A 25,181-nucleotide genomic window follows, 5' to 3' on the forward strand; every position below is an offset into this window, starting at 1 on the left:
TTGAACAGTGGCACCTCGACTATAACTGGCGCCGCCCGCACGGATCACTCGGTGGCAAGACGAGCGTCGATCGCATAGCAGAACTGGGCGAACTGGTACCTCTCTCGGAAGAGGTAGCCGGTGCCTACGACGAACTGAAAGAGCGCGTCCAACACCGCGAATGGCGACTCGACAAGACCCTTGCTAAACATCACCGGCGCGTGTTGGAACTCGTGGCTCCGATAGGAGATGCAAGTTCCAACGCACCACGAAAACGGCCCTCTAAAAAGTGAAACGATGTTCGTGAATCGCACACATAGAGAAAATGCGAACACACGTGCACTACGGCTGCCGCCGGGCGCACGTGATGCTGTGCTAGCAAAACTAGCAGCAGCCAGGCAAACGCTCACCACTCCAATGATGCTTCAAAACCGTATTTAAGCAACGTCATGAACTAGAATTGCTTAATATGCGCAAGCAAGCCATATGAGTCAACTGGGCGATATACAGACGACTCAACACGCTTGTAAATCTTGAAGGCGCCAAAAAGGACTTGTAGGAGCTTGCGCAAATCGAGATGTGCGCAAGTGCGTACTCGCCGCGCGGGTTGTCGGCTGAAGCACTTCGACGGCACGCGACGGCGCGGCACACACATCATCGAGTCCAGCAATGCGTCTGCTCGTGCCATTGCGGGAGGGTACCCGCTGGGTCTGACGTGCTGGCAGATCCGCCCGCAGTCCCAGCTGCGCCGAAATTGCTTCGCTGCCCTGTGGCGTCAAGCTTGAACGCACCACACAGATGATCGTCGGCCATCGGACCATCGTGCAGCGGCTCGGCCACCACGGAGTAACCGCCATTGACCCGCGTCGTACCGGTAACCCGTAGCGCATAGGCGGCGCGCCCATCCGACGGTGCGCGCCCTAGTTCCGCAGGCAGGACGATGGGCTCCGTGACGATGGCAGCCCCGCCGAGCGCCTGCGTACGCTGTGTAAGTTGGATCTCGACATAGTGAGCGGCGCGATAAACGGCGCTGACGGCAGCGACCCGCATACTGCGACGCATTTGCTCACGATACGTCGGCAACGCATACGTTGCGAGGATGGCAACGATCGCCACTGCTACCACCAGTTCGACCAGCGTCATGCCCCGGCGTCGAACCGTGCTCAAAACGGCCTGTGGGCCACGGACCGCCATCCGGTACGCACCGTCCGCTGCGTCTCGCCAACCCACATCATCGCCTGCAACCATATCTCGCTCTCCTCCTCGACCGCGAAGCCGCGTGCGGTCAGCAGATAAGCGGCCGCGCCAGCCTCCGAGACATTCACCGCCTCGATCAGGCATTGCGGCGCCCGCCCGCCGGCGCGCCAACGACGCACCGGCTGTACCGCGCTACCGGCCGCCCCGTCGAATAGCGCGCGCTGATGCCATCCGGGCGCGGCCTGCATCGGGCCCGGTGTGGCACCCTGGAGCGGTGTGCCGGTGCCGAACGCATGCGTCACGTAACGTTCACACCATCGCAGCGCCGAATCCGCCGCATGAAATGCTTCGATATGCGCGACGAGTCCACGCTCCATGCGCGCCGTCGAGCGCACCGCATCCAACGATGAGCCGAGCAGCGCGCTCAACGCGCCCGCGAATATCAACACGAGCGGCAGCGCACTGCCACGCTGCCTGAGCAACGCGCGCGTCATCACGTGCCGCCCGCAACGGTGTTGCGAATCGCCACGCGGCGCATCCATGCGGTACGGACCCGTCGATCGGCCGACATCACCCGATTGCCGTCGCAGTCAAGGTAGGCCGTCGGACGCATCGCCACCGGTCCGCGCGTCACGACGCAGACGTCGATGGCTACGATACGACGCCAGTCCGGCTCAGATAACGACGACGCACGGACGGCGGCATGGGCGCCGGCAAGCCAATAGGACAACCGCAACTGCTCGATACCATCAACCAACGGTTGCGCCGCCACCTCGTGTCCATTGCCCCGGCAATAAAGCTCCGGTTGGTCGGGCGTACGCGACTGAACGTAGAAGTGCACCGCAATCGTGTCGCCCATCACGTTCTGGCCCAAGCAATCGGTAGGCCAGTTGTCTTTCGATGGCCAGATCGCCACCGGGTCGGCCGCATACCGAAAAACCACGCCATCCGAGTCGTGCATGACCGCGCGGCATCGCCCAGCTTGCTCGCGTTCGGGTATGCCGCGCTCACAACCGAAGATCGGCAGGTCTCGCATCGTTTCATCGGCGGCGGGCGCATTGGGTGCTTCGACGGCTCGCGTCGACGTTGAGGCCGTTGAGGCGCGCCATGTCCGTGGGAAAGCCTGCGGCATTCCGGCAAGTCTTGCATGCGCCACAATGATCTCAAGCGCCTGCTGGCCGGCGGCCGCGGCCCGGCGGGTCTCGTCAACACGACCGGCCGTCCCGCTAAGCGTGCCGTACGCCCCGGCCAGCAACAGCGTGAGCATCAAGCCAATGGTCGATGAAAGGAGCCATTCCACCAGCGTATGCCCCCCATCACGCATGCGTGACATGCTGATCATTCGAGGAAGCCCAGCGATAGGCAGCGGCGCACATATCCGTCGGGCGGCATGATCGTCCCGCGGCACGCCGCCGCCCGCTGCGACGCGTCGGCGGCCGGTTCCGACCATTCGAGTATCAGCACGTCAGCACCGTCCGGATCGCGTTCCACCGTCACAGTACCGTCGAGCAGTTGGCGTGACGCATCCCGACTCGCATGCGCGAGCGCCACGGATTGCGGGTGCCCGGCGCGCATCAACTCGAGCGCGGCATCCGCGATCAACACCGCTCGCATACGATTCGACAAAGCTTGATCCGAACGCACCATCGCCTGCCACGCCGCGCCCGCGCCAACGATGGCCACCGCGGCCAATGCAGTGGCTATCGCCGCTTCGATCATCGTGGCACCCGCCACGCCCGGCCGCGGCACACGTAACGCGCGCCATGGTGCCCGGACCGTAGGCGGGACCGCGCCGATCCCGCCCAGCCGGCTCGACAAGCCGCGCGCGAAACTCATCTGCGATACGCATCGGCACGGATCAACGCACGGCCACCGGCCGCAAGGCGGACATGCAACGCCGCAATACGCGGTGACGCGCGCGCTGCGCGCACCGCAAAGCCGCGAAAGCTGCCAGCGGATAAGCCGGCGGGCGGCAGAAATCTCATTTCCGTCGTACTGCCGGTAATCGTCACATCGCTCACAGCTGGTTGTGCGTGTAACAGGATCGGCCACGCGCCGACGCCAGGCTGCCGGGTCTGCACCAGCCAGCCGCAGGACCAGTCCAGCGCACCCGTGGCGCACGGTCGGCCAGGTAAGATGCACCGGCCCGCGCCATCCGAGCGGCAAACCGTCACCGGCGCCTGCCGCGCCACGGCCTCGCTGCGGGCTAACGACAACGTGCGCGCCAGTGCACGCGCCGCCGCCCGAATCTGCTCACGCGAACGCCATTCGTCGAGCGATGGGATCACCCATGCCGCCAACGCCAATGAAATTGCCATGACCGTACAGATTTCGGCCAGCATGAATCCGCGCCGCGGCGCGGCTCGATATCGTTCCACCGTCACGCCTCCTGGATGCCCGCGACACGCAACGCCCGATGCGTTGCAATTGACGAACACTGTAGGACGGCGCGCGGCGCGCAACAATTGACCGAATGGCCGGCGGCGCCGGACCACGCGCTTGCGCCCGCTTCGCGTCGCGGATCTTTAACCGCAGCACGTCGAAATACACGCCATGCGGCTCAATGGTGAACAGCGATATAGGATGGGAAACGCGATGACGCCGTCAGAGACGCCTATGACTGCCGCTTGCGCGACGTGGGGCCAGGCGCGTCGGCTGCGGATCGACCAAACTCATCGATCAAATTCTTGAACTCGGACACGTCCTCAAAACGTTTGTACACCGACGCGAAACGCACGTAGGCAATCTTGTCGAGCTTGCGCAACTCGTCCATCACTAGCTCGCCGAGCCGTTCGCTACGCACCTCGCGCTCGCCGGATGCCAGTAACTGGTACTCGACACGCGCCACCGCCTCATCGATCGCCTCGGCGGCCACGGGCCGCTTGCGCAACGCAAGTTGCATGCTGGACAGAATCTTGCGGCGGTCGAATTCGACTCGCGTGCCATCCTTCTTGACGACCGTCGGCAGCGCGAGTTCGACCCGCTCGTATGTCGTGAAGCGCTTGTCGCAAGCCGGGCAGCGGCGGCGGCGGCGGATCGCTGCGCCGTCCTCCGACACGCGCGAATCCACCACCTGGGTGTCGTCGTGCCGGCAAAACGGGCAGCGCATGACGATTCGTCCCGCAGCTTACTTGTACACCGGGAACTGGCGCGTGAGTTCGGCGACCTGGCCGCGCACCCGCTCGATCGTCGCCGCGTCTTCTGGATTGTCCAGCACATCGGCAATCAGGTTGCCGACCTGCTCGGCCTGCTCGGGACCGAAACCACGCGTGGTCATCGCCGGCGAACCGAGCCGGATGCCGCTAGTCACGAACGGCTTTTCCGGATCATTCGGGATCGCATTCTTGTTCACGGTGATGTGCGCGGCGCCCAACGCGGCCTCCGCGGCCTTGCCCGTGATCTGTTTCGCACGCAGATCGACCAGCATCACATGGCTCTCGGTACGGCCGGATACGATCCGCAAGCCACGCTTGACCAGCGTTTCGGCGAGCACGCGCGCGTTGTCCACGACCTGCTGCTGGTAGGACTTGAACTCGGGCGCCAGCGCTTCCTTGAACGCGACGGCCTTCGCCGCGATCACGTGCATCAACGGACCACCCTGGATGCCCGGAAAAATCGCTGAATTGACCGCCTTCTCGTGCTCGGCCTTCATCAGGATCACGCCGCCACGCGGACCGCGCAAGCTCTTGTGCGTGGTTGTCGTCACGAAGTCGGCATGCGGCACCGGGTTCGGATAGACGCCAGCGGCAATCAGCCCCGCATAGTGCGCCATGTCCACCATGAAATAGGCGCCGACCGACTTGGCGATCCGTGCCAGGCGCTCGAAGTCGATGCGCAGCGAGAACGCCGACGCGCCCGCGACCAGCAGCTTCGGCTTGTGCTGCTGCGCGAGCTGCTCGGCTGCGTCGTAGTCGATGTCCTCGTTCTCGTTCAGCCCGTAGCTGACAACATTGAACCACTTGCCGGACAGGTTGACCGGCGAGCCGTGCGTCAGGTGGCCACCGTGCGCGAGGCTCATGCCCATGATCGTATCGCCCGGCTTGAGGACCGCGAAGAACACCCCTTGATTGGCCTGCGAACCCGAATTGGGTTGTACGTTCGCCGCCTCCGCGCCAAACAGCTGCTTGACCCGTTCGATCGCCAACTGCTCGACCACATCGACATATTCGCAGCCGCCGTAGTACCGCTTGCCGGGATACCCTTCGGCGTACTTGTTGGTCAGTTGGGAGCCCTGGGCCGCCATCACCGCCTGGCTCGTATAGTTTTCCGACGCGATCAGCTCGATATGGTCTTCTTGCCGGCGGTTCTCGTTCTGAATCGCCTGCCAGACTTGCGGATCGACGTTCGCAATGGTTTGCTCGGCTTTGTCAAACATGCGTCAGTTCCCTTCAATGTTCAAACGGTTGACCGAATCGGTGCACTGTCGCGCCCACGGCAGGAATACGGTCCTGGAACGGCTTAGCGGAAGGAGACTTCCGATGACGCAAGGACAGGACAGCCCGGGTGACGCAACGACTGCGACCGGATCACGGCTGCCCAGGCGAACGGCAAGACTGCACCCCGCGCTTCACGGTGGTCATTCCACCTTCGACTTAAAAGTCGCTATCGCCAGTTACGCAGGGTTAGGCGCGTTAGTGTATTGGAAGGGTGCTGAATAGGCAACTGAGCGTGGCATTAAAAACGCCCGTTCATTTTTTTCCGTCATTGCGACGTCGCGGCTGCTTATACGCAGCACGACACCGTTCATCATTCGGGACTGTCACACGCGTTCCGGTAGAATCCCGCGGATGAACATGATCTCACCGGCAGCCCAGCCCGGCTTTACGTGGCCGGTACGCGTATATTTCGAGGACACCGACGCCGGCGGCATTGTCTTCTACGCCAATTACCTAAAGTTCTTCGAGCGGGCCCGCACCGAGTGGCTGCGTGCATGCGGCATCGACCAACGGTGGCTGGCCGACGCCCAGCAGGTCATGTTTGTCGTGCGCAGCACCGCCGTCGACTACCGCGCCCCGGCGCGCCTGGACGACGTGCTAATCATCGAGAGTCGCATCGAGCGGCTCGGCCCCGCCTCGGTTGATTTTTACCAACAGGCAAGTTGCGACGGCAAAGTGCTATCCACCGGCACGATCCGCGTGGCCTGCGTCCAGCGCACGACAATCCGGCCCGTGCCATTGCCTGACACCGTACGCCAAGCGCTGCTGAGCGGCCCGCGCGATACGCAGCTGTCAACGCTCGCACGCTGACATACGTTGACACTGCACAGAACGTGAGCCGATCCGGCCCACCCAGTGAATCACCATGAATAACGCACAAGACCTTTCAATCATTTCGCTCGTATTGAACGCAAGCCTGCTGGCGCAAGCCGTCATGGCACTGCTGCTGTTGCTGTCGCTGATGTCCTGGACTTTCATCTTTCGTAAATGGTTCTCGATCCGTCGCGCCCGCGCGCAGACTGAATTGTTCGAGCGCGATTTCTGGTCGGGTGGCGACCTGCAGACGCTTTACCAGAGCGCGGCGAACAATCGTCATACGATTGGCGCCCTCGAGCGGATCTTCGAATCAGGCATGCGTGAGTTCTTGAAGGCCAAGGAAAAACGCGTCGCCGAACCCGGTGCGATTCTGGATGGTGCGCGTCGCGCGATGCGCGCCGCGTTCCAGCGCGAAATGGACGCGCTCGAGGCCAACCTAGCGTTTCTTGCGTCGGTCGGCTCGGTGAGCCCGTACATCGGCCTGTTCGGCACTGTCTGGGGCATCATGAACGCGTTTCGCGGGCTTGCGAACGTACAGCAGGCGACGCTGGCTAGCGTCGCGCCCGGCATCGCGGAGGCGTTGGTCGCTACCGCCATCGGCCTATTCGCGGCCATCCCGGCGGTGGTCGCCTATAATCGCTACGCACACGACATCGACCGCCTGTCGATCCGCTTCGAGACCTTCATCGAAGAATTTTCGAACATCCTGCAACGGCAGGCTCACTGACGGGGAACCTGATGGCCGGCACTCCGATCCGCTCCAGTCTGCGCGGTGGCCGTTCGCGCCGCGCGATGTCCGACATCAACGTCGTTCCGTACATCGACGTGATGCTCGTGCTGCTTGTCATTTTCATGGTAACCGCTCCGCTTGTCGCGCCGTCGATCATCAACTTGCCCACGGTCGGCAATGCTGCTGCACAGGAACAGACGCCACCCGTCATCGTCAATATCAAGCCTGACGGCACCATGAGTGTTAAATACAAGAACGACGCGTCGGGCGCCACGCAGGAATTGCCGATGACGCTGGCAGACCTGAACCACTTCGTCGCCGACCGGACGCAGGCCCACCCCGACCAGCCGGTCGTGATCGGCGCGGACAAAGCGGTCAAATACGAGTTCGTGATGAACGTCATGTCGGAGCTGAAAGCAAACGGCGTGAAGCGCGTCGGGCTGCTCGTCAAGCCGAAATGAAGCCGAAAGCAGGATATCCGTTTGAACCGCCGCGGGAACGCGGCACGCTGCGCGCACTCACGCTCGCCGCGCTGATGCACGTGCTGCTCGCGCTCTTTCTGTACCACGGGATGAAATGGCAAAACAGCCCCCCTGCCGGCGCTGAAGCAGAAATCTGGACGCAGGTGCCGAGCACGCCGGCCCCGCCCCTCCCTGCCCCTGCGCCGACGCCCGTGCAGCTCGCGCCACCGCCAGCACAGCGCGAGGAGGCGGACATCGCGTTGCAACAGGAGAAGCGGCGCAAGCAGCAAGAGGCGGAGCGCCAAGCGCAACTGGCCGAACAGGAGCGCGTGCGCAGGCAAGCCGAGCAACAAGCCGAGGCGCGCCGCCAGCAACTCGCCGCGCAAAAAGCAGCGGCCGAGAAACTGAAGCAGCAGCAGGCGGAAAAATTACGCGAGCAGCGGCTCGCGGCGCAGCAACGGCAGGAGGCACTGAAGCAGCAGGAAGCGCTGAAAAAGCAAGAAGCGTTGAAGGAGCAGCAGTTAAAGGAGCAACAGGAAAAGCTTGCTCAGGCGAAAAAACAGCAGGAGCAACAAGCGGCCAAGGCCAAGCAGGCGGCCGAGCAGGCCGCGCGCCAGAAACTCGACCAGGCGCGCCGGGCACGGCTGGCGCAGTTGCAGGGCTTGGCCGGCGATGCGCCCGGGGGTAACGGACTGGCCAAAAGCGGCACAGGCACGGGAAGCGGCGGAACCGCAACGTCGGCTGGCTATGCGGACAAGGTGCAGCGCCGTGTGCGGCCCAATGTCATCTGGTCCGGGCCCACTGAAGGGCTGGACACGCTGATTGCCGTACGCTGCGCACCCGACGGTGCGCTGCTCGACGCGCGCATCGCACGCAGCAGCGGTAACGCGCAGTGGGACGACGCGGCGCTGCGTGCGGTCCAACGCTCCGATCCGATGCCGCTGGACACCCATGGCAAGGCACCGGCAAGCTTCAATATCCGGATGCGGCCTGCCGGCGGATGATCAATCGTTGACCGTAGCGCATCTAGATGCACGCCCGCAAAGCGTCGCGGTGCGATTACGCCAAGGGAACGATCGCCCCGTTTCACGGTCTGTTTCGGGTTGCGGAATCGTCAACAACGTAGTCACGGAAACGTAGGAAAAAGCCATGAGTTTGATCAAAAAACTGGGGCTGAAAACGCTAGTTGCGTCATTGCTCGTCACCGCCGGCGCATCGGCGCGCGCCGACCTGACGGTGCTCGTCACAGGTGTCGGTTCGACCCAGTTCCCGATTGCAGTGGCAAACTTTGCAAACGGGGCCAGTTCGCCGCAGCAGGTCGCGGCGATCGTGCGGGCCGACCTGGCCCGTAGCGGCAAGTTCAGCAACATCGACGCGGGTAGCGCGCCGGTGTCCGAATCCGACTCAGTCGATCTCGGCGGCTGGAAGGCCAAGGGGGCAAACGCGTTCGTCGGCGGCAGCGTTACGCGGCTCGCGAACGGCCAGTATGAAGTACGATTCCGCCTGTACGACACGGTCAAGCAGCAAAGCCTGGGCGGGCTCTCACTCGTGAGCCCGGAAAGCGGGCTGCGCATGAGCGCACACAAGGTCGCTGACTACATCTATCAGAAGCTATTTGGCTCGCGCGGGATGTTCGCCACGCGGCTGTCGTATGTGACGCGTCACGGCGGACGTTATCAACTCAAGGTCTCCGACTCGGACGGTCAGAACGAGCATATCGCGCTGACGAGCCCGGAGCCGATCATCTCTCCAACGTGGTCTGCGGACGGCACGAAGCTCGCCTACGTATCGTTCGAAAGAAAGAAACCGATCGTGTACATCCACGACTTGCCAACCGGCCGGCGCGTGATGGTATCCGCCCAGAAGGGCAACAACAGTGCACCGGCATGGTCGCCGGACGGCACAAAGCTCGCGGTAGCGCTGTCGCTGACCGGCAATACGCAGATCTTTATTGTCAACGCCGATGGCTCCGGGCTGCGCCGGCTCACCCGCGGCAACTCGATCGATACCGAGCCGGCCTTCTCACCGGATGGCCAGTCAATCTACTTCACCAGCGACCGCAGCGGCCCGCCTCAAATCTACAAGATGCCCGTACAAGGCGAATCGGTGAGCGCCGCGCAGCGTGTGACGTTCAACGGCAGCTACAACACCAGTGCGCGCGTCTCGCCGGACGGCAAAGAGCTTGCGTATATTTCGCGCGTTGGCGGCGCATTCAAGCTGTATCTGCAGGACCTGTCGACAGGATCCGCGACGGCGCTCACCGACACGACGCACGACGAATCACCGAGTTTCGCGGCGAACGGCCAATACCTGCTCTACGCGACGCATGTCAATGGCCGTCAGGTGCTGGCCGCGGTTTCGACCGACGGCAGCATACGGCAAGTGTTGTCGATCCCGGGCGGCGGCGTGCGTGAGCCGTCCTGGAGCCCTTTCATGCAATAACCACAAGGAGAGCTTCAAATGATGTCCAAATTGCGTATCGTTTTTGCAGCGCTGATGGTGTGCGCATTGGCGGCGTGCCACTCGGGTGTCAAGCTCGACGAAGGCGCCAACGCCAAGGCAGGCGCCGTGGGCACGCAACCGCAGCCGACCGACGTGCAGCAAGTCAATGTTGACGAGCTTAACAACCCAAACAGCCCGCTCGCCAAACGCAGCATCTACTTCGATTTCGACAGCTACGCCGTCAACAATGAATATCAGCCACTGCTGCAAGCCCACGCGCAATACCTGAAGGGCCATCCGCAACGCCACGTGCTGATCCAAGGCAACACCGACGAGCGCGGTACCAGCGAATATAACCTGGCATTGGGCCAAAAGCGTGCCGAGTCGGTACGTCGCGCGCTGGCACTGCTCGGGGTGAACGACAGTCAGATGGAAGCAGTGAGCCTGGGTAAGGAAAAACCGGCTGCGACGGGCCACGACGAAGCCTCGTGGGCGCAGAATCGCCGCGCCGATCTCGTCTATCAATAACCAGTGGTGACTGACGCATGAAAGGCCGTTTCAGTAGGCTGCGCGTTGCTGCAGCCGTGGCAGCGACGGGCGCCGCGCTTGCCGCGTCGCCCGCGCACGCTGGTCTATTCGACGATAACGAGGCACGGCAGGCGGTACTGGACCTGCGCGCGAAAGCCGACTCGTTGTCAAACCAGATGAGCGCGGCGCAGCGCACGATACTCGATCAATCGAACCGCCTCGACCAGCTGAACCAGCAGGTAGCAACGTTGCGCGGACAAAACGAGGACTTGGCCAATCAAGTCGCCGCGCTGCAAAAGCAACAGCGTGACTACTACATCGACCTGGATGCCCGGCTGAAGAAGTTCGAACCTCAGCAACAGACGATCGATGGCGTCCAGGGCGAGGTACAGCCAGGCGAAGCGGACGCGTTCAACGCAGCGCTGCAACTGTTCAAGAACGGTGACTTCAAGGGCGCAACGTCGGGATTTAAGGCGTTCGTGTCGAAATATCTAAACAGCCCCTATCAGCCGACGGCACAATACTGGCTCGGCAATGCGTTGTATGCACAGCGAGACTACAAGGCGTCGACGACGGTGTTGCAGGGTGTCGTGACGAAGTACCCCACGCACCCGCGCGCGCCGGAGGCATTGCTCGCTATCGCAAATAACCAATTGGAGCAGGGGCAGAAGGCAGCCGCGAAGCGAACACTCGGACAGGTGCTTGCGCAATACAGCGGATCGAATGCCGCGCAGGCGGCACAAAGCCGGTTGGCGCAGATCCGATAGGGAGAGTACCGGTCAGCGGCTCGCCGTGAATCGTTCGCTTGACCAATCGGTTTTTTGTCGATATAATTTCTGGCTCTTTGGGTCGTTAGCTCAGCTGGTAGAGCAGCGGACTTTTAATCCGTTGGTCACTGGTTCGAATCCAGTACGGCCTACCAAGGAAATCAAGGGCTTGCACGTGAGTGTGAGCCCTTTTCCATTGGGTGATGAATCTGGTATTCGACAGCGTCTAATACCGAGCGGCCACGTGTTCATTGCTGCGTGTAATGAAATCGATACCCTCGCGCCGGGCCTGTTTAACTGCCATATCAACGCTTTCTGGTACACGTCAACCATGACGTCGTCCGGCGTAATATCTGCCATCTGAATCCGCCCAGCCAATAGGTCGCCGACCTTCTCCGGTTTGATTACTCAGAGTGTCAGCATCGACAGGAGGCCTAAGTGAAGTGCAACCTTTTGCATTCCGCGTAGACGCTCATTAAGTTCAAAGCGAAACGCAGCTTCAGAAGATTGGCCGAAATCGATTGGTCTTCTGCTGACCGGATTGTGCATTTTATTGTCCAGTGGCGAGCAACCATAGAAAAAATTCGATAAAGCTCCCGCCGTTGACGTCGCACCTGCTGCCTGGCCGCCTGCTCGTCAACCTAAGCCAAGCCCGCAGGCGAGGAGAGGACTGCGCTTTCTGAGCGAACGTTATGACTATTCGACACAAAACTAGTCGATGGCCGCTCGCGGTCGCGTTTAGGCATTCATTCTTTGCTAGCCTGCTGCCTAGCAGACAGTGAATCACCGTATGATCCGCCCTCGTTCGTTTCACGGCGGCCCATTTTTGCCCAGCTATACCCTACGCTCATCCTAGCCTCGGCGTCCGAGGCCCTCTCGCCCTGATCACCCGCTTTATGGCCCATATCTGATTCCCGGAGTTGTCGATGGACTTTAACGACGCATTGGATACTGCCCCCATCGCTATTTATGCGATGAACGAACAAGCCCACCAAGGGTCGCCCGCTGCACCGCCTACGGGCGTGAAACGATCAGCGGACACCACACTCGACACACACCCCAAAAAGCCCAGAATCTACGACACTTTGCCAGGCGAAGTGATTCTGGAGGTCGCACGCTACCTACCGTTGGATCATATCCCCGAGTTTTCACGTGTCAATCGCAACACCTATGCCCTGATGGAGGAAAGACGATGGGCGTGGCGCTGTTACCAGCAAGCGGCCAGCGTCTCCGATCTCGCGTCGCTGCAACAACTGATAGGCGAAATTGAGCAGATTCAGGCCGAACCGGATCTGCGGGCCGAACCGCTCACCGCTTTGTGGAAACAATCTCAATCAATGGGACTATCTAGGAAACACAAAATCGAGGCCTTTAAATTGTTATTTGCAGCAGCCGACCGCCTCCCGGAACAGGGTCTTCCCTTACAAAAAACAATGCTTGCATCACTGGGGGGTATTTCGAAAAGCATGCGACTTCGAATGTTCGATTTTGCTTGTGCGCTGGCTGAACGGCGTCGCCCCGATCAAGCGAATTTTTGGCCTGAACTAGCCAAAGCGCTTGTCAATGTATGGACGCCGTCTCGGCGGTACATTCAACGTTATCAAGCATTGCTCAACCAACTGCCATACCTAGACGCGCCCCAGAAGGCCGAACTGATTCCGCTATTGGCTCCGAAACTGAGCTTCTCTCCTCTGGAGGATCCCGACAGCAGCAAAACGCTTTCGGCCCATGCGACCTTGCGGCAGCAAGCACGATCGCTGCCGCCCTCGCTACAAGGTGCGCCGGTCGGCATGGTAGCTGCCGCTATAGAAAGGCTACCGAGAGAAGCGCGAGCAGCGCACTATGCAGAGCTGCGACAGCTAGCACTATCGCTTCCGGACGAGCAACTGGGCGCTGCGCTGCATAAACTGCCACGCGGGTTGGTTATGTTGCCGCGCGAGCACCACGCGCACGAGCTCCAATTACTGGAGCCAGCCTTGCTGCGCGTGTTGCCCGAGCAGCGCGTACAGGTCGCACAGGGTTTGCTGGAATGGACCTTTCTGCTAGACGACGCGCTCTCGAAGCACGTGTGGCAGCGTGCGTTGCAGTTACTTGACGGCAGCAGCGCAACAGCATTGCTGGAGGTACTGAGCAAGGTGGGGGCCATGCTAAGAGCCCCAAAATGGCAAGATGCGGTCAACGAGGTCACCGCTTTTATGGACCGCAACCACTTCACGGAACAAGAGCGTGCGACGATAGACGCCCGTATGCTGCTGCTACGCCACCCTTAGGAGCGGATGCCGTAAACGCTTCGCAAAATGCCACGAAGTTTCGGATGCGGACGCAATGGTGGGGCAATTTAAGAGTACCACTATAAGCGCTGGTCACACCGGACCACTGAACAAGGAGCAGCCATGGATACTTCACGAATTGGCTCACGAAGCCCAAGCCCAGTAGAATCCCCCTCGGATACTCAACCGGCACGCCATCCATCCGAATCTTCAACCAATACGCTGACACAGCCAAAACGGCAAGCGAGTCCTGGAAGTTTGTCGGGGCTTGAACACCAGCCTTCAACGACACGGGCTCGATTTCGTTCCCCGAGTCCGACGCAGGCCATCGCCGTCCCTAGCTCAATGCAAACGCCCATGACGCTAGGCCCCGCCTTGCTGCCCGGAATTAGCACTGTACGCGATTCCGAAGCAATTGCCACAGGCATGGAAAGAGTGCTCAAAGATATCGCATCCAGCCCACAAACAGACCCGCTTCGCTTGCTGGGTACTAATGAAATGGTGGAGTATTTTAAAAATAATAAAATTATAGAAAACACCGAGACATTTTCCTATCAACTAAATGACCAAAATGTGGGACTGATGAGATTAAAAATGCCTGAAAAGAAAGGTGAAGACATGGAAGTAACGGCGATGGTTACTGATCCCCGCACGAGAGGTGTTGGAAGTACGTTCATGCAACAAGCTATGAACCATGCTGTGAGAATGACCGGCCAACCCGTTCTTACGCTGGAGGCGATGGACAGGGACGCCGTGGCTGCTTACAAAAGAATGGGGTTCAAGGCAGATTCCGACTATGACTCAGACGAAGACTCAGACGACGAAGACCAAATGATACCCATGAGGCTTGATGCCAATAACAGCGATAAATGGGAAAAGGACAACGCGGGAAACTTTCGATTGAAGAACCGGCTTGACCCTGAATTTAGGTAAAGCAAACAAAACGCTTCATATTTTTTAACGTGACTGCAGAGCGGCAGTGGATCATGGCGCTTCTCTGCAAAGCGCGCCACTTTCCGCCATACTAGCCACATAGAAAATTGCGTTGAGAACTTCAGGCTCACATTGCCACGCCAGCGTAGCAGGCAATGCTCGAGCTGCTTGAATTGGGGCTTTGGAGATTTCTCGCTCCAAAGCAAATTTCAAACCAACATAGTGTGAGCCCCTAGGCTGATGCCGCGCCGATAGCTGGCGCGGCATCGCTTGCGGTAGGCCTATCGAGCGTCGCACAGCCCGAGCGCAGACGGTGCTGTGGCATGTGGGCTTGGCGCTTAGTGGCACCGCGGGTGCGCGCCTGGCCGCTAGGCGACAGGACGAAAGACTCACAGCCATCTGAATCCTCGTGCATGGCGTTCACCACTGCTTCCGTCAGCCCCAGCGAACGGTAGTCGGCGACGCGTGAGCGGGTCCCGGACGCTTTATCGTGCTGCGCCTATCGCAGTCCCCTTGCGCAGGCCATACCGTGGCGACGCTATTCGATGTCCTTGCGGTATTGAATGAAGCCGGCATACGTCGCGAGGTTGTTATACAGTGCTCGGGCGGTCGTGTTTGTCTCATGGGTGAGCCAGTACACGCGGCTTGCCCCCGCATCGCGCGCGCGCTCGTACACGGCTTCGATCAACGCTCGGCCCACGCCTTGGCCGCGGGCGTCGGGTAACGTAAACAGATCCTACAGGTAACAGTAAGGGCCCGTCGTCCAGCACGAACGATGGTAAATGGCGTGCACGATGCCCAGCAGACGCTCCTGCGCGTCGAAAGCGCCTAGGGCGAACATCGGCTCGTTTAGATCCATCAACCGAGCCCACGTCGTCGCGCATACAGCCTCGCTTAGCGCGATGTGATAGAACGCCTGATAGGCACGCCATAGCGGCTGCCACGCCGCCTCGTGCGGTGCGGCAAGCGGCCGGACGGTCACCGACGCACCGGCACGCCAAGCTGCCGCCTGCTGCGTGCGAATCGCCGTGAGGCAAAGGCGCTGCGCGCATTGCGCATCGAAGTTCTGTGGCAACAGCCATGCGTCGAACGCCGCGGCAAGCGCGCTCCATTCGCTATCAATGATCGAAAACCACGCCGTGTCGCGAGAGCGCCCCTTATAGACGACGGCTTGCCGGAACGTGCCCTCGTAGCGAAAGCCGAGTCGGACGGCCGCCTTGCGTGATGGCTCGTTCAGGTTGTCGCACTTCCACTCGTAGCGACGGTATCCTAGCGTGTCGAACACGTACTTCATTAGCAGGTACTGTGCTTCAGTCGATGCCGGTGTGCGCTGCAGCTCCGGCGAGAATGCCACCGAGCCCACCTCGATTACACCGTTGGCCGGATCGATGCGCATCAAGGCGAGCGTGCCGACCGCCCGACCGCTTGTTAGATTGATCACCGCAAAATGTAACGGATCCGTGCTCGCAGCGGCACTTTCGGCGTAGCGCCGATAACTGACCTCGTCATCGAACGGTCCGAACGCCAGATACGTCCAGTCCCGGCCGTCGGTCGCCTTTGCGTACGCGGCGTACAGCATTGACGCATGCCGGTCAGGCTGCAACGCTTCGAGCCGGCAATAGCGCCCATGCAGCATGACGCGCCGCGGATAGGCGCGCGCAGACCAATCGACAAGGGGCCGCCCAACCGGCTGGCCGAACGTGTTCGTCGGGGTGGACAAGGTCATTCTCTCATCGGTGACGGCCGGCGTGATGCCGGTGGGGTTTGACGCACATCTTAGTCATCCAGCGGTACCGTGAGAAGAGCTAGGGCTGGTGGTTTTCATCGTGCCAGACGCAGTGGATGGCGCAACGGGCGCACCCGGCGTGCGAGGAAATCGACGGCAACGCTGCCCTTCAGATCCTCGCGATCCGTTGCCGCGTCATTGAGATAGTTGCGCGAACACGGGTTTTCACCGATGGCCGGTACGCTGGACCGGCCCGTCACATCTGTTTGATAGGCCCGCATCGGCACGACTGGCCGGCAGCACGTCGCCGTGCCCCGGCCAACGTCTCGCGCAGTTTGCGATACACGAACGGGCCGCATAATTGGGCCCGTGTGCCCGGGCGAACTGGCGTGGAACGACGTAACGGCAGCGCTGACACGATGAACGGACAAGGTCAGCCGTCCGCGTGCGACCATGCAGAACCCGAGCCTGCCAAACACGTCATGCAACGCCGTGCGAGCGCAACCACGTCAAGCACTCACCCCATGCATGCGCAGCGTCGGCGGGCTGGTAGCTCGCCCGATAGTCGGCAAAAACGCATGTCCGGCGTGCGGATAGACATCAATACGCGATGACCTGGCGGCGGGACTCCCCTGCTCAAGTCCGGCGCGCATCGCGCTCAGATGCGCCGCCGGCGCGATCGGGTCCTGTCCGCCCATACAGGCCCAGCACGGGCGCGTACAGCCGGGACGCTACGCTGACCGGATGGGCGGGCGTGCAGTCCGTCACGTCGCCATCGAGCCGACCGTACCATGCCACGCCCGCCTTGACGCCCGCGTTATGCGCCGCATAGAGCCATGTGATGCGGCCACCCCAACAAAAACCCGTGACGCCGAGCCGGCCGACGTCCCCACCCAGCACACCGACATGCGCTGCGACTGCGTCGAGGTCGGCGATCACCTGTGTATCGGCAGTCCGGGACACCACCTCGCGCATCAGTTCAGGCAGTGTCTGGTACGCTGAAGCATCGCCATGGCGCGCAAACAGGTCCGGTGCCAGCGCCAGATAGCCCAGCTTAGCAAAGCGCCGGCATACGTCCGCGATGTGCGCATGCACGCCGAATACTTCCGACACAACCAGCAGCACCGGGTGCAAACTGCCGCCCGAACCGGGCTTCGCAAAATAGACCGGAACCTCAAAGCCGGCCGACGAAACGCTCGTTTCACCCACCGCCAGCCCTTGCGCGTCGGTATAGATCGTAGTGCCTTGCACCGGCGAGGCCGCCGCCGATACGCGCTCGTGCACGCCCATCGCGGTGCGCGCACTGTTCGACTTGAGCTTCGGGTCGTCCATTTGACTGTCCCTCATGCTCAGCGCGGACCAAATCCGCGATAAGGCAGTAGCGGCACCAGATGTTCGAGTTCGAGCATCCCGGCCTTAACCAACGGCAACGACTCGATCATCGCGCGGGCCGCCGGCTCAGAATCGGCTTCGAGAATCGAGCAGGCTCCGCGCTTGTCGCCGCGGTACCAGATCTGGCGCACTGAACCCTCGATGTACAGCGTGCGGGCACGCTGGGCCTCGTCCTCGAGCAACGGTGCAAAGTCCTCATCCGAATAACGATCCGTGCGCAAGCGCGACAGCGCAAGAAATTGCATCATGCGACTCCATGATTCAGGGTGCGTTGAGTGTAGCGGCACGGCGATGTACCAACAATGCACGCGATACCCGCATGTCGTTGACTTCAGGGCAACGCTTGCATGGGTGACCGACATGCGCGGCTTGCGGTACGCTCTTTGCATCGGGTCACCCAACGAATTGGCCTGAGCGCATTCGATACGTTTTCTATATTGTCGTGCCCGTCATGGCCGATGAGCCTGCAGAACGCGCCATTCCACTCGCATTCGGTTATGCAGCGGCATGACCTCCTGGTCGTCGTATCAACATCATGCCGGAACTTTCCCGTTTGAAACGAAACGGTTGTGGGCCAAGGTCAACGCTCGTGAATAGTGGGCAGAGCACCACGTCGACGGTGTCGTTGAAAAACAAATATAGATGGTTGCCGTCATTAAAAGTGCGCAGCGCCTACGTTTTGAGTCATGGTGCTTGCCGTCTTCACGTCTATCAAAGATAATCGAGCAGCTCACATTCTAGCATCTCATGCACTTTTAAGCATCGCATGCAAGTTGTGTACACAACAAACAGAAGAATCAATTGATCACACATTAGCCCTCGAATGAAGCGCTCTCGCATGTCATCACTGTTTGAAGAGCAATGATTATTTACAATAATGAATATAAACAGCAATTATTGCAGCGTTACATCAAATAAATTGCAACTTTGCGCATGTCGATTCGAAATTTGTCGGTTTGAATTAGGTCTGTGCGCTTGGCTTTTTCGAATAGCTCCTCTATAGTTGAACCACTTTATAACTAGGCGAGTATGACGGTGGTACTGGTTATCGTTAAGCTCTGTACATATCGGCTGTTTATGAAGCCATGAGGTGATTCGCTAGCAGGACAAGTGCATCTCAACAAAAGGTTTGGTTTCACGAAAGTAAAGTCTGGAGTGAATGTAAATGACGAAGTGCTTCCTGCTATACCCATCCATCCTGCCTGCGTTCCTCCTCCCTCCTCGGCGCTGGATTTAATTTAGATATTGCGAGGCCTTTACGCTGCACATAGCATCCAAGCCACCGTTACTTTGACGTTTTGCATGCAAGCTTGATCCGTATTCGTCAGTTTCGCTACGTTAACTATTTCTAAAGTCATATTGAGGCAGGTATTCGTCGCCCTCCTCAGGTGTAGTTGCGTGCGTTTGCTGTATGTTGTAAAGCCGAATGTTTTTAACGTCTGAGTATTTTGAGCGTGTATGCAATGCGGTCAGAATTTATTTTCCTTCCTTTAAGCACTATCACAATATCAACCGACGAAAGTAAAGGAGTTGATGCATGACCAATCCCTTTGACGACCCAAATGGAAGCTTCTTGGTGCTGGTTAACTCTGAGAATCAGCATTCATTGTGGCCGAGTTTTGCCGAGGTGCCTGCGGGCTGGCAAGTGGTGCACGGACCCGATACACGCCAAGCTTGTCTTGACTATGTCAACACGCATTGGACCGACATGCGCCCCAAAAGCCTAATTAAGGCCATGGATAGCTGAGCCAAAGCGCCGGCGCGGCTGATCAGCTTACGTGATAAGCGAAGTTATTTTTTGCCACTCTTTGACTGAACCATATTGATATGAAAATCCTCGGTATCAACTCCGCCTATCATGAATCCTCCGCGTCGATTGTCATCGACGGTAAAATCGTAGCGGCGGTCGAAGAAGAGCGATTCACACGGATCAAGCATGCAAAAGAAGCTTGTGTCAGTGGCCCAGCTGAGCTACCGAAAAATAGCGTACAGTTTTGTCTTTCCTATGCAGGGTTGAAAGCCACTGATTTGGATGGGGTCGCTTACTCGTTTGATCCCGCCCTCAGAAAGCGCGAGTTCAAGCTCGATTCGCTCAGCCTACCGGGTGATTGGGGAAGTGCGGAAGGAGAGGAAATTTTTCTTGCCAAGCTCCGGCAAGTTCCCGGTGCAATCGATGCGCTGTTAGGTCATCAGGTTGGCAGCAAATTGGCCTTTGTTCCGCATCATATCGCACATGCCGCTTCTACTTTCTATCCGTCTGGATTCGATCAGGCTGCGATCCTTGTCGTCGACGGAATCGGCGAGTCAGGTTGTACTTTGCTGGCGCGTGGAGACGGCAATAAAATAACAACGTTGGATCAGGTTGCCTATCCACACTCGCTCGGGTTCCTGTGGGAAAAGCTTAGCAAATATTTGGGCTTTTCCGAATATGATGCTTGCAAGCTGATGGGGCTAGCCGCTTATGGTGATCCCGCTGTCTTCAGAGATACATTCAAGAAACTGCTTAATTCAGAAGCGGGCCGATATACGATCGATCCGGACGTGGCCCATTTCCGTCTGCCCGACTTCGAGCAGATCGAGGCATTGTTTGGCCCGGCACGAGCCGATAAAGAACCGATCCTCGACCACCACCGCCATGTTGCCGCAGCCCTTCAAGAAGCCACGGATCACGCGCTCATCGGTTTGGCTCGCGAACTGCGTGAGCGCACCGCTTCCGACAAATTGTGCTATGCAGGCGGTGTCGCGCTGAATTGCGTCAGCAATTCCGTCATCAAGGAAAGCGGCTTGTTTTCTCAAATGTATGTCCCCACCGCGCCACATGATGCAGGCACGGCGGTTGGCGCGGCGCTGCATCTTTATTATTCGCTTTCCGGCCAACGTCCATCGCAGGCGGATAACAACCCGTACCTGGGCCCGGCGTTTTCCGATGCCGCTATCGATGCCGCATTCCGTGGCGCGGGACTGTCACCCCAATACAGCGCCGATCCCGCGCGCGATGCGGCAACGCTGATCGCCGAGGGCAAGATCGTAGCCTGGTTCCAAGGCCGTATGGAATTTGGTCCACGCGCGCTGGGTAACCGTTCACTACTGGCCGATCCACGCAGCGCGTCAATGCGCGAGGTGCTCAATGTGAAGGTCAAGCACCGCGAAGAATTTCGCCCTCTCGCACCGAGCGTACTGGCTGAAGAAGCCGCCAACTGGTTCGAACTCGGTCAAGCGTCAATGAGCCACCAATCGATGCTGTTCGCCTGCCCGGCAAAGCAAGATCGCCAAGCATCGATTCCAGCGGTCCTTCATAAGGATCATTCCGCTCGTGTGCAGATGGTCAGTCGAGAGAGCAACCCTAAATTCCACGCACTGATCAAGCATTTCTTCGAGATGACCGGCGTACCGGTTGTGCTCAATACCTCATTCAACGATAGTGAACCCATTGTCTGCACGCCATCGGATGCAATCAAGACGTTCCAGGGAACGGCCATTGATGCTTTGTTTATTGGCGATTGGTTTGTCGTCAGATAAGCGAGTGCTCAATCGTCATACCGGCAATAGGATAATGGGAATATAGCTATGCACCACACAAATGAAGAGAAATGTATTTTTTTCATCACGAAAAACCACGATCAGACGACAAGCCAGCATCGGATAGCCGACTGCTTGCCTATAGCCCAGTGGGATTCAATGCACCACGGCCTGAATGGCAAAAACGACGAAAAAAATGATTTATTGTCGTCGCCCTATCCAATCAAGATCGTGACGGATGCCTTTCACTATCCCCATGCTGATCAGGTTCTTCCCATACAACCAGAACAGTTATTCTTCATGGACTACACGTCCCCGGAGGATATAAAACATGCAAACGTCCTGGATATCGGTGTTGGTTCGGGTGTATTGAGCATTTTTTGCCTACTCAATGGCGCCGCATCTTGTGTTGGCTTAGATGTTAATCCAAGAGCAAAAATATTGGCCGGACACAACGCCATCATTAACCATATCGATAAGAATTTCGATATTCGCGATGGCGGCATTTCGGATATTTTTGAATCCGTCAAGGATAAGCAATTCGATTTTATTTGCTCCAACCCTCCGTTCGAGCCTACTCCACCCGGAATCGAGTATTACATCAATTCTGCGGCAGGCATTTATGGATTGGATTTTGCTGAAAAGATACTGTCCAATATTAACCAGCACTTATCAAGCGATGGCACTCTCCAGTTGGTCACGATGGCTCCAGGAGATGCGAAGAAGCCATTCAAGCTATATGAAGTCCTAGAGAATCATTTACCGGGCCTGGCAGTGGAGATTATTCTGGATCGGCAGCCCATTCTCTATGATGATTTTGTTGGCCGATTCAGCACTATCTTTGGATACAGCGATGATGTCATTTCTCAGATGAAAAGGACTGCTCGCGATGACGGCGTCACACATCTCCATATGCTTATATTGAAATATAAAAAAGGGCGACGTGGCAGCATCACGGAAAAGGTTGCTTGTAAAACTTATGAAAATTGGACGACCCCGCTCGGGGCGCAAGATCACTGTTATATGTGACAAGCACACTGACCGTGACCACGGGTAGGTCGTCGAAGGCGGACGCTGTCGGAGGTCTGTCGCGCAAGATTTGTAGCAGTGCAATGCCGCCTGCGAAAAAGGAAGATATTGATGTTGATGGTTCAATACCTGAAGCGGTATTTCCGGCCCTTATTCGCCACAGCGATTCTTTCGTCTGCCGGCGCAATGCTGACGATCGGCCTGCTCGCCTATATCAATCAATTAGCAACGCAAGGATTACCGCAACCCAATTGGGTTGGTCTTGTGACGGCGCTGGGATGGTTCGGTGCGCTGTGTCTAGCCAATGGTGTTTCCCAAATCATTCTGGCAAAGCTCAGCAGTGAATTGGTGGGTCAGTTGCGCAAAGACCTATCCAAGCAATTCATTGACGTTGACTATTGCAAATTGATTAACCATAAATCTACCGTATTTGGTGTCTTAATTGAGGATATCACCCGCATTAGCCCACTGGTCATACTTGCACCACATCTCGCCTATAACGTTATATTGGTGCTAGTCTGTTCAATCTATTTGATCACGCTGTCGTTTCAGCTCTTTCTTGTCTTGTTGGCGGGACTGGGTATCCCGCTTGCAATCTCAGCATTTTTGCTGAGGTCCACTCGCAAGCCACTTGACGCAATGCGACGCAGCGAAGAGGCACTGTTTGAACATTTCCACGCAATTGCAGATGGCAAAAAGGAAATGTTGTTAAGTCAAGCACGTGCCAGACATTTTTATGATGTGCTACTGCTGCCTGCGATTGGACAAGCGCAAAGTTTGATGAGACAGGTTCATCTGCGCTGGAACCTCAATGAGGCATGGACGTCCGGTGCTGCATACGGTACCGTATTTGTGGTGGTCTACCTGGGCTATGCGGCATTTGCGCTTCCTTCCGATGTGATTGTGCGCTTTGTCATCGGTGCGTTGTTTATCGTAGGGCCTTTGAATTTTTTAATTCATTCTGGCCAACCTGTCAGCACCGGTTTGAGCAGTTTGCGTCATCTCGAGCGCGTTGGGCTCGATCTGCGCTCGCAGAACGTCACCGCTGATCAGCATACGACGTCACGCACTCATACGAAATGGCAGTATATCCATGCACAAGATCTATGCTATCGCTATCCTGAAAGTAAAACAGGCGAAGGCGTTGGGCCATTCAATTTAAGTATCCGCCGTGGTGAAATGGTATTTATTGTTGGCGATAACGGCAGCGGCAAATCGACATTGATACACCTATTGTGTGGCCTGTTACCGCCCAGCTCGGGACAACTTTGCTTGGACGAGCAACCTGTGCCGTATGGATCGAGCGCATATAGAGAGCGTTTTTCCAGTGTTTTTGGTGATTTCTTTCTATTCTCCGACGTGCTTGACGCGAAAGGTGATGCGCTACCTGACGCACAAATACGTATGCTGTTACGTGATTTGGAATTAGACGAACAACTCTCGGTGGATCAGGGGAAGCTTTCAAAGACCAGTCTCTCTACAGGACAACGAAAACGGCTGGCATTGCTGCAATGTTATGCCGAAGATCGGGAAATTTGCCTGTTTGACGAATGGGCCGCAGACCAGGATCCTCGTTTTCGCCAACATTTTTATTTAACCTTGCTGCCGCAACTCAAGCAGCAAGGCAAGACGTTGCTTGTCATTAGCCACGATGACCGTTTTTTCCATTTGGCGGACCGTCTCATTGTGCTCAAAGGCGGACGCGTGGTGTCCGATTCAGCCACCGATACACTGGCAAGTGGCGCTGATACGCCCCTAACCAACCTACCTATTGCGAGCAGCATGACTGCCGATTCGGCAGCATGACTTGCTTTATTTCAATTGGCTATTGAATGGCCAAAAGCGCTGCAGATTAGCTGTTTACTCCCTATTTTTCCCTTTGCACGCAGAGCATCGATATGAACGATCAAACGGCTAAACTCGACCCTCTTATCGAGAACGACGCGAATCCTCCATCTCTGCTCGACGATCAAGGTAAAGTTGGATGGACGCCGGACATTCGCAAGGCGCTCGCATCCAGTGAATCGTTCTGGCAGGAGCGACTAGCTCGCCTGCAGCCTTTGCCACTACCCTTTGAACAGGGCGAGAGTGGGCTTGAACCCAAATGGGCGATCAGCGCATGGTGTCCGCCATTGCTGGGAAAAAACAAGCCGAAGCAGCCACTGACGGTGTTGCTGAGCATGCTGGCGATCTATTTAGCCCGTTTGACCGAGCAAGCGCAATTTCAGATCGGTTGGCGCGTCAGCGAAACCAACGACAAGCCAGAGACGCCTGCCGATCTATCGCCTATTGTGCCGATGGAAATCGCGGTGGACCTAGGTCAGCCTTTTCCCTCGGTTTGTCATGCCATCGAAGCAGAATACGCGCGGCTTAAGCAGCACCACACATTCGTGCGCGATCTGATTGTCCAACATCCTACTCTACGTAACCTACCCGCGCTGCGTGCAGCACACCCTTGGCAGGTAGCGGTGTCCGTACTATCCGATGAAGCATCATCGCAGCTTGCCTCCGACATGCAGGCTAGTGGCGCCTTACTGACGCTTCAGATCAAAGGCGATGGTGCTTTTCGCTGGATCTACGATGCTCATCGCATGAATGCACACCGGGTTCAACGCATCAGTGAGCATTTACGAGCATTATGCGATTCAGCATCGAACAACGTCGAGACACCCGTTTGCAAGTTGAATCTGTTGCCGCCAGCCGAGCGCGAAACGTTGATTCACACCTGGAACGCCACAACAGCACCGTATCCGGCACACCAATGTCTTCATCAAGTCTTTGAAGAGCAAGTCAGGCGTACACCCGATGCTATTGCGCTGGTTTATGAAGACCAGGCGCTCTCCTACGCTAAGCTGAATGTGCAGGCGAATCGCTTGGCGCATCAGCTGATTGAATTGGGCGTTCAGCCGGACACGCGCGTAGCGTTGTGCGTGGCACGCTCACCGGCAATGATCGT

General features: G+C 58.1%; 23 protein-coding genes, 1 tRNA gene, 3 pseudogenes and 1 riboswitch. Of the genes and pseudogenes, 16 read left to right on the forward strand and 11 right to left on the reverse strand.

Annotation, left to right across the window (positions count from 1 at the left end):
• A pseudogene (locus B0O95_RS13970) lies at positions 1-272 on the forward strand (IS481 family transposase); the annotation flags it as partial.
• Positions 273-633: 361 nt separating this feature from the next.
• On the opposite strand, the gene B0O95_RS13980 reads toward B0O95_RS13970, so the two are convergent.
• The 7 genes from B0O95_RS13980 to glyA form a co-directional block, all read right to left on the reverse strand.
• Entirely contained in the window at positions 634-1,227 is a 594-nt protein-coding gene (locus B0O95_RS13980; protein ID WP_233203394.1) for a type IV pilin protein, read from the reverse strand.
• The gene (locus tag B0O95_RS13985; RefSeq protein WP_104078423.1) at positions 1,143-1,670 is read right to left on the reverse strand and encodes a pilus assembly PilX family protein; all 528 of its coding nucleotides are present in this window, start codon (positions 1,668-1,670) and stop codon (positions 1,143-1,145) included. The genes B0O95_RS13980 and B0O95_RS13985 overlap by 85 nt, the downstream gene beginning before the upstream one ends.
• A complete protein-coding gene (locus B0O95_RS13990) occupies positions 1,670-2,509 on the reverse strand; it encodes a PilW family protein (RefSeq protein ID WP_158249506.1) in 840 nt (279 codons plus the stop codon). Before B0O95_RS13990 ends, B0O95_RS13985 begins: the two co-directional genes overlap by 1 nt.
• Before the next feature lie 5 nt (positions 2,510-2,514).
• Positions 2,515-3,012: a hypothetical protein gene (locus B0O95_RS13995; protein ID WP_104078425.1), complete on the reverse strand. Its 498-nt coding sequence runs from the start codon at positions 3,010-3,012 to the stop codon at positions 2,515-2,517.
• Entirely contained in the window at positions 3,009-3,554 is a 546-nt protein-coding gene (locus B0O95_RS14000; RefSeq protein WP_146064098.1) for a GspH/FimT family pseudopilin, read from the reverse strand. The genes B0O95_RS13995 and B0O95_RS14000 overlap by 4 nt, the downstream gene beginning before the upstream one ends.
• Positions 3,555-3,790: 236 nt before the next feature.
• Positions 3,791-4,285, reverse strand: coding sequence for a transcriptional regulator NrdR (gene nrdR, locus B0O95_RS14005; protein ID WP_104078427.1), 495 nt, complete (start codon positions 4,283-4,285; stop codon positions 3,791-3,793).
• Positions 4,286-4,303: 18 nt separating this feature from the next.
• Complete coding sequence (glyA, locus tag B0O95_RS14010) at positions 4,304-5,551, reverse strand: serine hydroxymethyltransferase (RefSeq protein WP_104078428.1); 1,248 nt, start codon at positions 5,549-5,551, stop codon at positions 4,304-4,306.
• A 152-nt stretch (positions 5,552-5,703) separates the two neighbouring features.
• Positions 5,704-5,802: riboswitch (ZMP/ZTP riboswitch) on the reverse strand.
• A gap of 152 nt (positions 5,803-5,954) precedes the next feature.
• Here glyA and ybgC point away from each other — a divergent pair.
• The 10 genes from ybgC to B0O95_RS14060 all read left to right on the forward strand — a co-directional run bounded on the left by ybgC (position 5,955) and on the right by B0O95_RS14060 (position 14,559).
• The gene (gene ybgC, locus B0O95_RS14015) at positions 5,955-6,422 is read left to right on the forward strand and encodes a tol-pal system-associated acyl-CoA thioesterase (protein WP_104078429.1); all 468 of its coding nucleotides are present in this window, start codon (positions 5,955-5,957) and stop codon (positions 6,420-6,422) included.
• Between the two features lie 55 nt (positions 6,423-6,477).
• Entirely contained in the window at positions 6,478-7,155 is a 678-nt protein-coding gene (gene tolQ / locus B0O95_RS14020; protein ID WP_104078430.1) for a protein TolQ, read from the forward strand.
• An 11-nt stretch (positions 7,156-7,166) separates the two neighbouring features.
• A complete protein-coding gene (gene tolR / locus B0O95_RS14025; RefSeq protein WP_104078431.1) occupies positions 7,167-7,619 on the forward strand; it encodes a protein TolR in 453 nt (150 codons plus the stop codon).
• Positions 7,616-8,623 carry a cell envelope integrity protein TolA gene (gene tolA / locus B0O95_RS14030; protein WP_104078432.1) on the forward strand — a complete coding sequence of 336 codons (1,008 nt, stop codon included), beginning with the start codon at positions 7,616-7,618 and terminating at the stop codon, positions 8,621-8,623. Before tolR ends, tolA begins: the two co-directional genes overlap by 4 nt.
• Positions 8,624-8,768: 145 nt before the next feature.
• Positions 8,769-10,061, forward strand: a complete 1,293-nt coding sequence (gene tolB, locus B0O95_RS14035; protein WP_104078433.1) for a Tol-Pal system beta propeller repeat protein TolB — start codon at positions 8,769-8,771, stop codon at positions 10,059-10,061.
• Positions 10,062-10,079: 18 nt separating this feature from the next.
• Positions 10,080-10,589, forward strand: coding sequence for a peptidoglycan-associated lipoprotein Pal (gene pal, locus B0O95_RS14040; protein WP_104078434.1), 510 nt, complete (start codon positions 10,080-10,082; stop codon positions 10,587-10,589).
• Positions 10,590-10,606: 17 nt separating this feature from the next.
• A complete protein-coding gene (gene ybgF, locus B0O95_RS14045; RefSeq protein ID WP_104078435.1) occupies positions 10,607-11,356 on the forward strand; it encodes a tol-pal system protein YbgF in 750 nt (249 codons plus the stop codon).
• A gap of 79 nt (positions 11,357-11,435) precedes the next feature.
• Positions 11,436-11,511 (forward strand) — tRNA-Lys (locus tag B0O95_RS14050).
• Positions 11,512-12,282: 771 nt separating this feature from the next.
• A complete protein-coding gene (locus B0O95_RS14055; protein ID WP_104078436.1) occupies positions 12,283-13,626 on the forward strand; it encodes a hypothetical protein in 1,344 nt (447 codons plus the stop codon).
• 357 nt (positions 13,627-13,983) lie between these two features.
• Positions 13,984-14,559, forward strand: coding sequence for a GNAT family N-acetyltransferase (locus B0O95_RS14060; protein WP_158249507.1), 576 nt, complete (start codon positions 13,984-13,986; stop codon positions 14,557-14,559).
• A 538-nt stretch (positions 14,560-15,097) separates the two neighbouring features.
• On the opposite strand, the pseudogene B0O95_RS14065 reads toward B0O95_RS14060, so the two are convergent.
• The 4 genes and pseudogenes from B0O95_RS14065 to B0O95_RS14080 form a co-directional block, all read right to left on the reverse strand.
• Positions 15,098-16,279, reverse strand: a pseudogene (locus B0O95_RS14065) (GNAT family N-acetyltransferase).
• Between the two features lie 515 nt (positions 16,280-16,794).
• A complete protein-coding gene (locus B0O95_RS16750) occupies positions 16,795-16,983 on the reverse strand; it encodes a dienelactone hydrolase family protein (protein ID WP_233203395.1) in 189 nt (62 codons plus the stop codon).
• Positions 16,922-17,617: a dienelactone hydrolase family protein gene (locus B0O95_RS14075; RefSeq protein ID WP_233203396.1), complete on the reverse strand. Its 696-nt coding sequence runs from the start codon at positions 17,615-17,617 to the stop codon at positions 16,922-16,924. The genes B0O95_RS16750 and B0O95_RS14075 overlap by 62 nt, the downstream gene beginning before the upstream one ends.
• Before the next feature lie 17 nt (positions 17,618-17,634).
• Positions 17,635-17,925, reverse strand: coding sequence for a muconolactone Delta-isomerase family protein (locus B0O95_RS14080; RefSeq protein ID WP_199180528.1), 291 nt, complete (start codon positions 17,923-17,925; stop codon positions 17,635-17,637).
• Between the two features lie 1,289 nt (positions 17,926-19,214).
• On the opposite strand from B0O95_RS14080, the gene B0O95_RS14085 reads away from it, so the two are divergent.
• The 5 genes and pseudogenes from B0O95_RS14085 to B0O95_RS17305 all read left to right on the forward strand — a co-directional run.
• Positions 19,215-19,424, forward strand: coding sequence for an MbtH family protein (locus B0O95_RS14085; protein WP_104078439.1), 210 nt, complete (start codon positions 19,215-19,217; stop codon positions 19,422-19,424).
• Positions 19,425-19,504: 80 nt separating this feature from the next.
• Positions 19,505-21,196 (forward strand): carbamoyltransferase family protein, encoded by a 1,692-nt coding sequence (locus B0O95_RS14090; RefSeq protein WP_104078440.1) that lies wholly within the window; start codon positions 19,505-19,507, stop codon positions 21,194-21,196.
• A 48-nt stretch (positions 21,197-21,244) separates the two neighbouring features.
• A complete protein-coding gene (locus tag B0O95_RS14095) occupies positions 21,245-22,225 on the forward strand; it encodes a methyltransferase (RefSeq protein ID WP_104078441.1) in 981 nt (326 codons plus the stop codon).
• Positions 22,226-22,336: 111 nt separating this feature from the next.
• Positions 22,337-24,031: a cyclic peptide export ABC transporter gene (locus B0O95_RS14100; RefSeq protein WP_104078442.1), complete on the forward strand. Its 1,695-nt coding sequence runs from the start codon at positions 22,337-22,339 to the stop codon at positions 24,029-24,031.
• Positions 24,032-24,906: 875 nt separating this feature from the next.
• A pseudogene (locus B0O95_RS17305) lies at positions 24,907-25,181 on the forward strand (AMP-binding protein); the annotation flags it as partial.

Source organism: Mycetohabitans endofungorum, assembly GCF_002927045.1.
Lineage (GTDB): Bacteria > Pseudomonadota > Gammaproteobacteria > Burkholderiales > Burkholderiaceae > Mycetohabitans > Mycetohabitans endofungorum.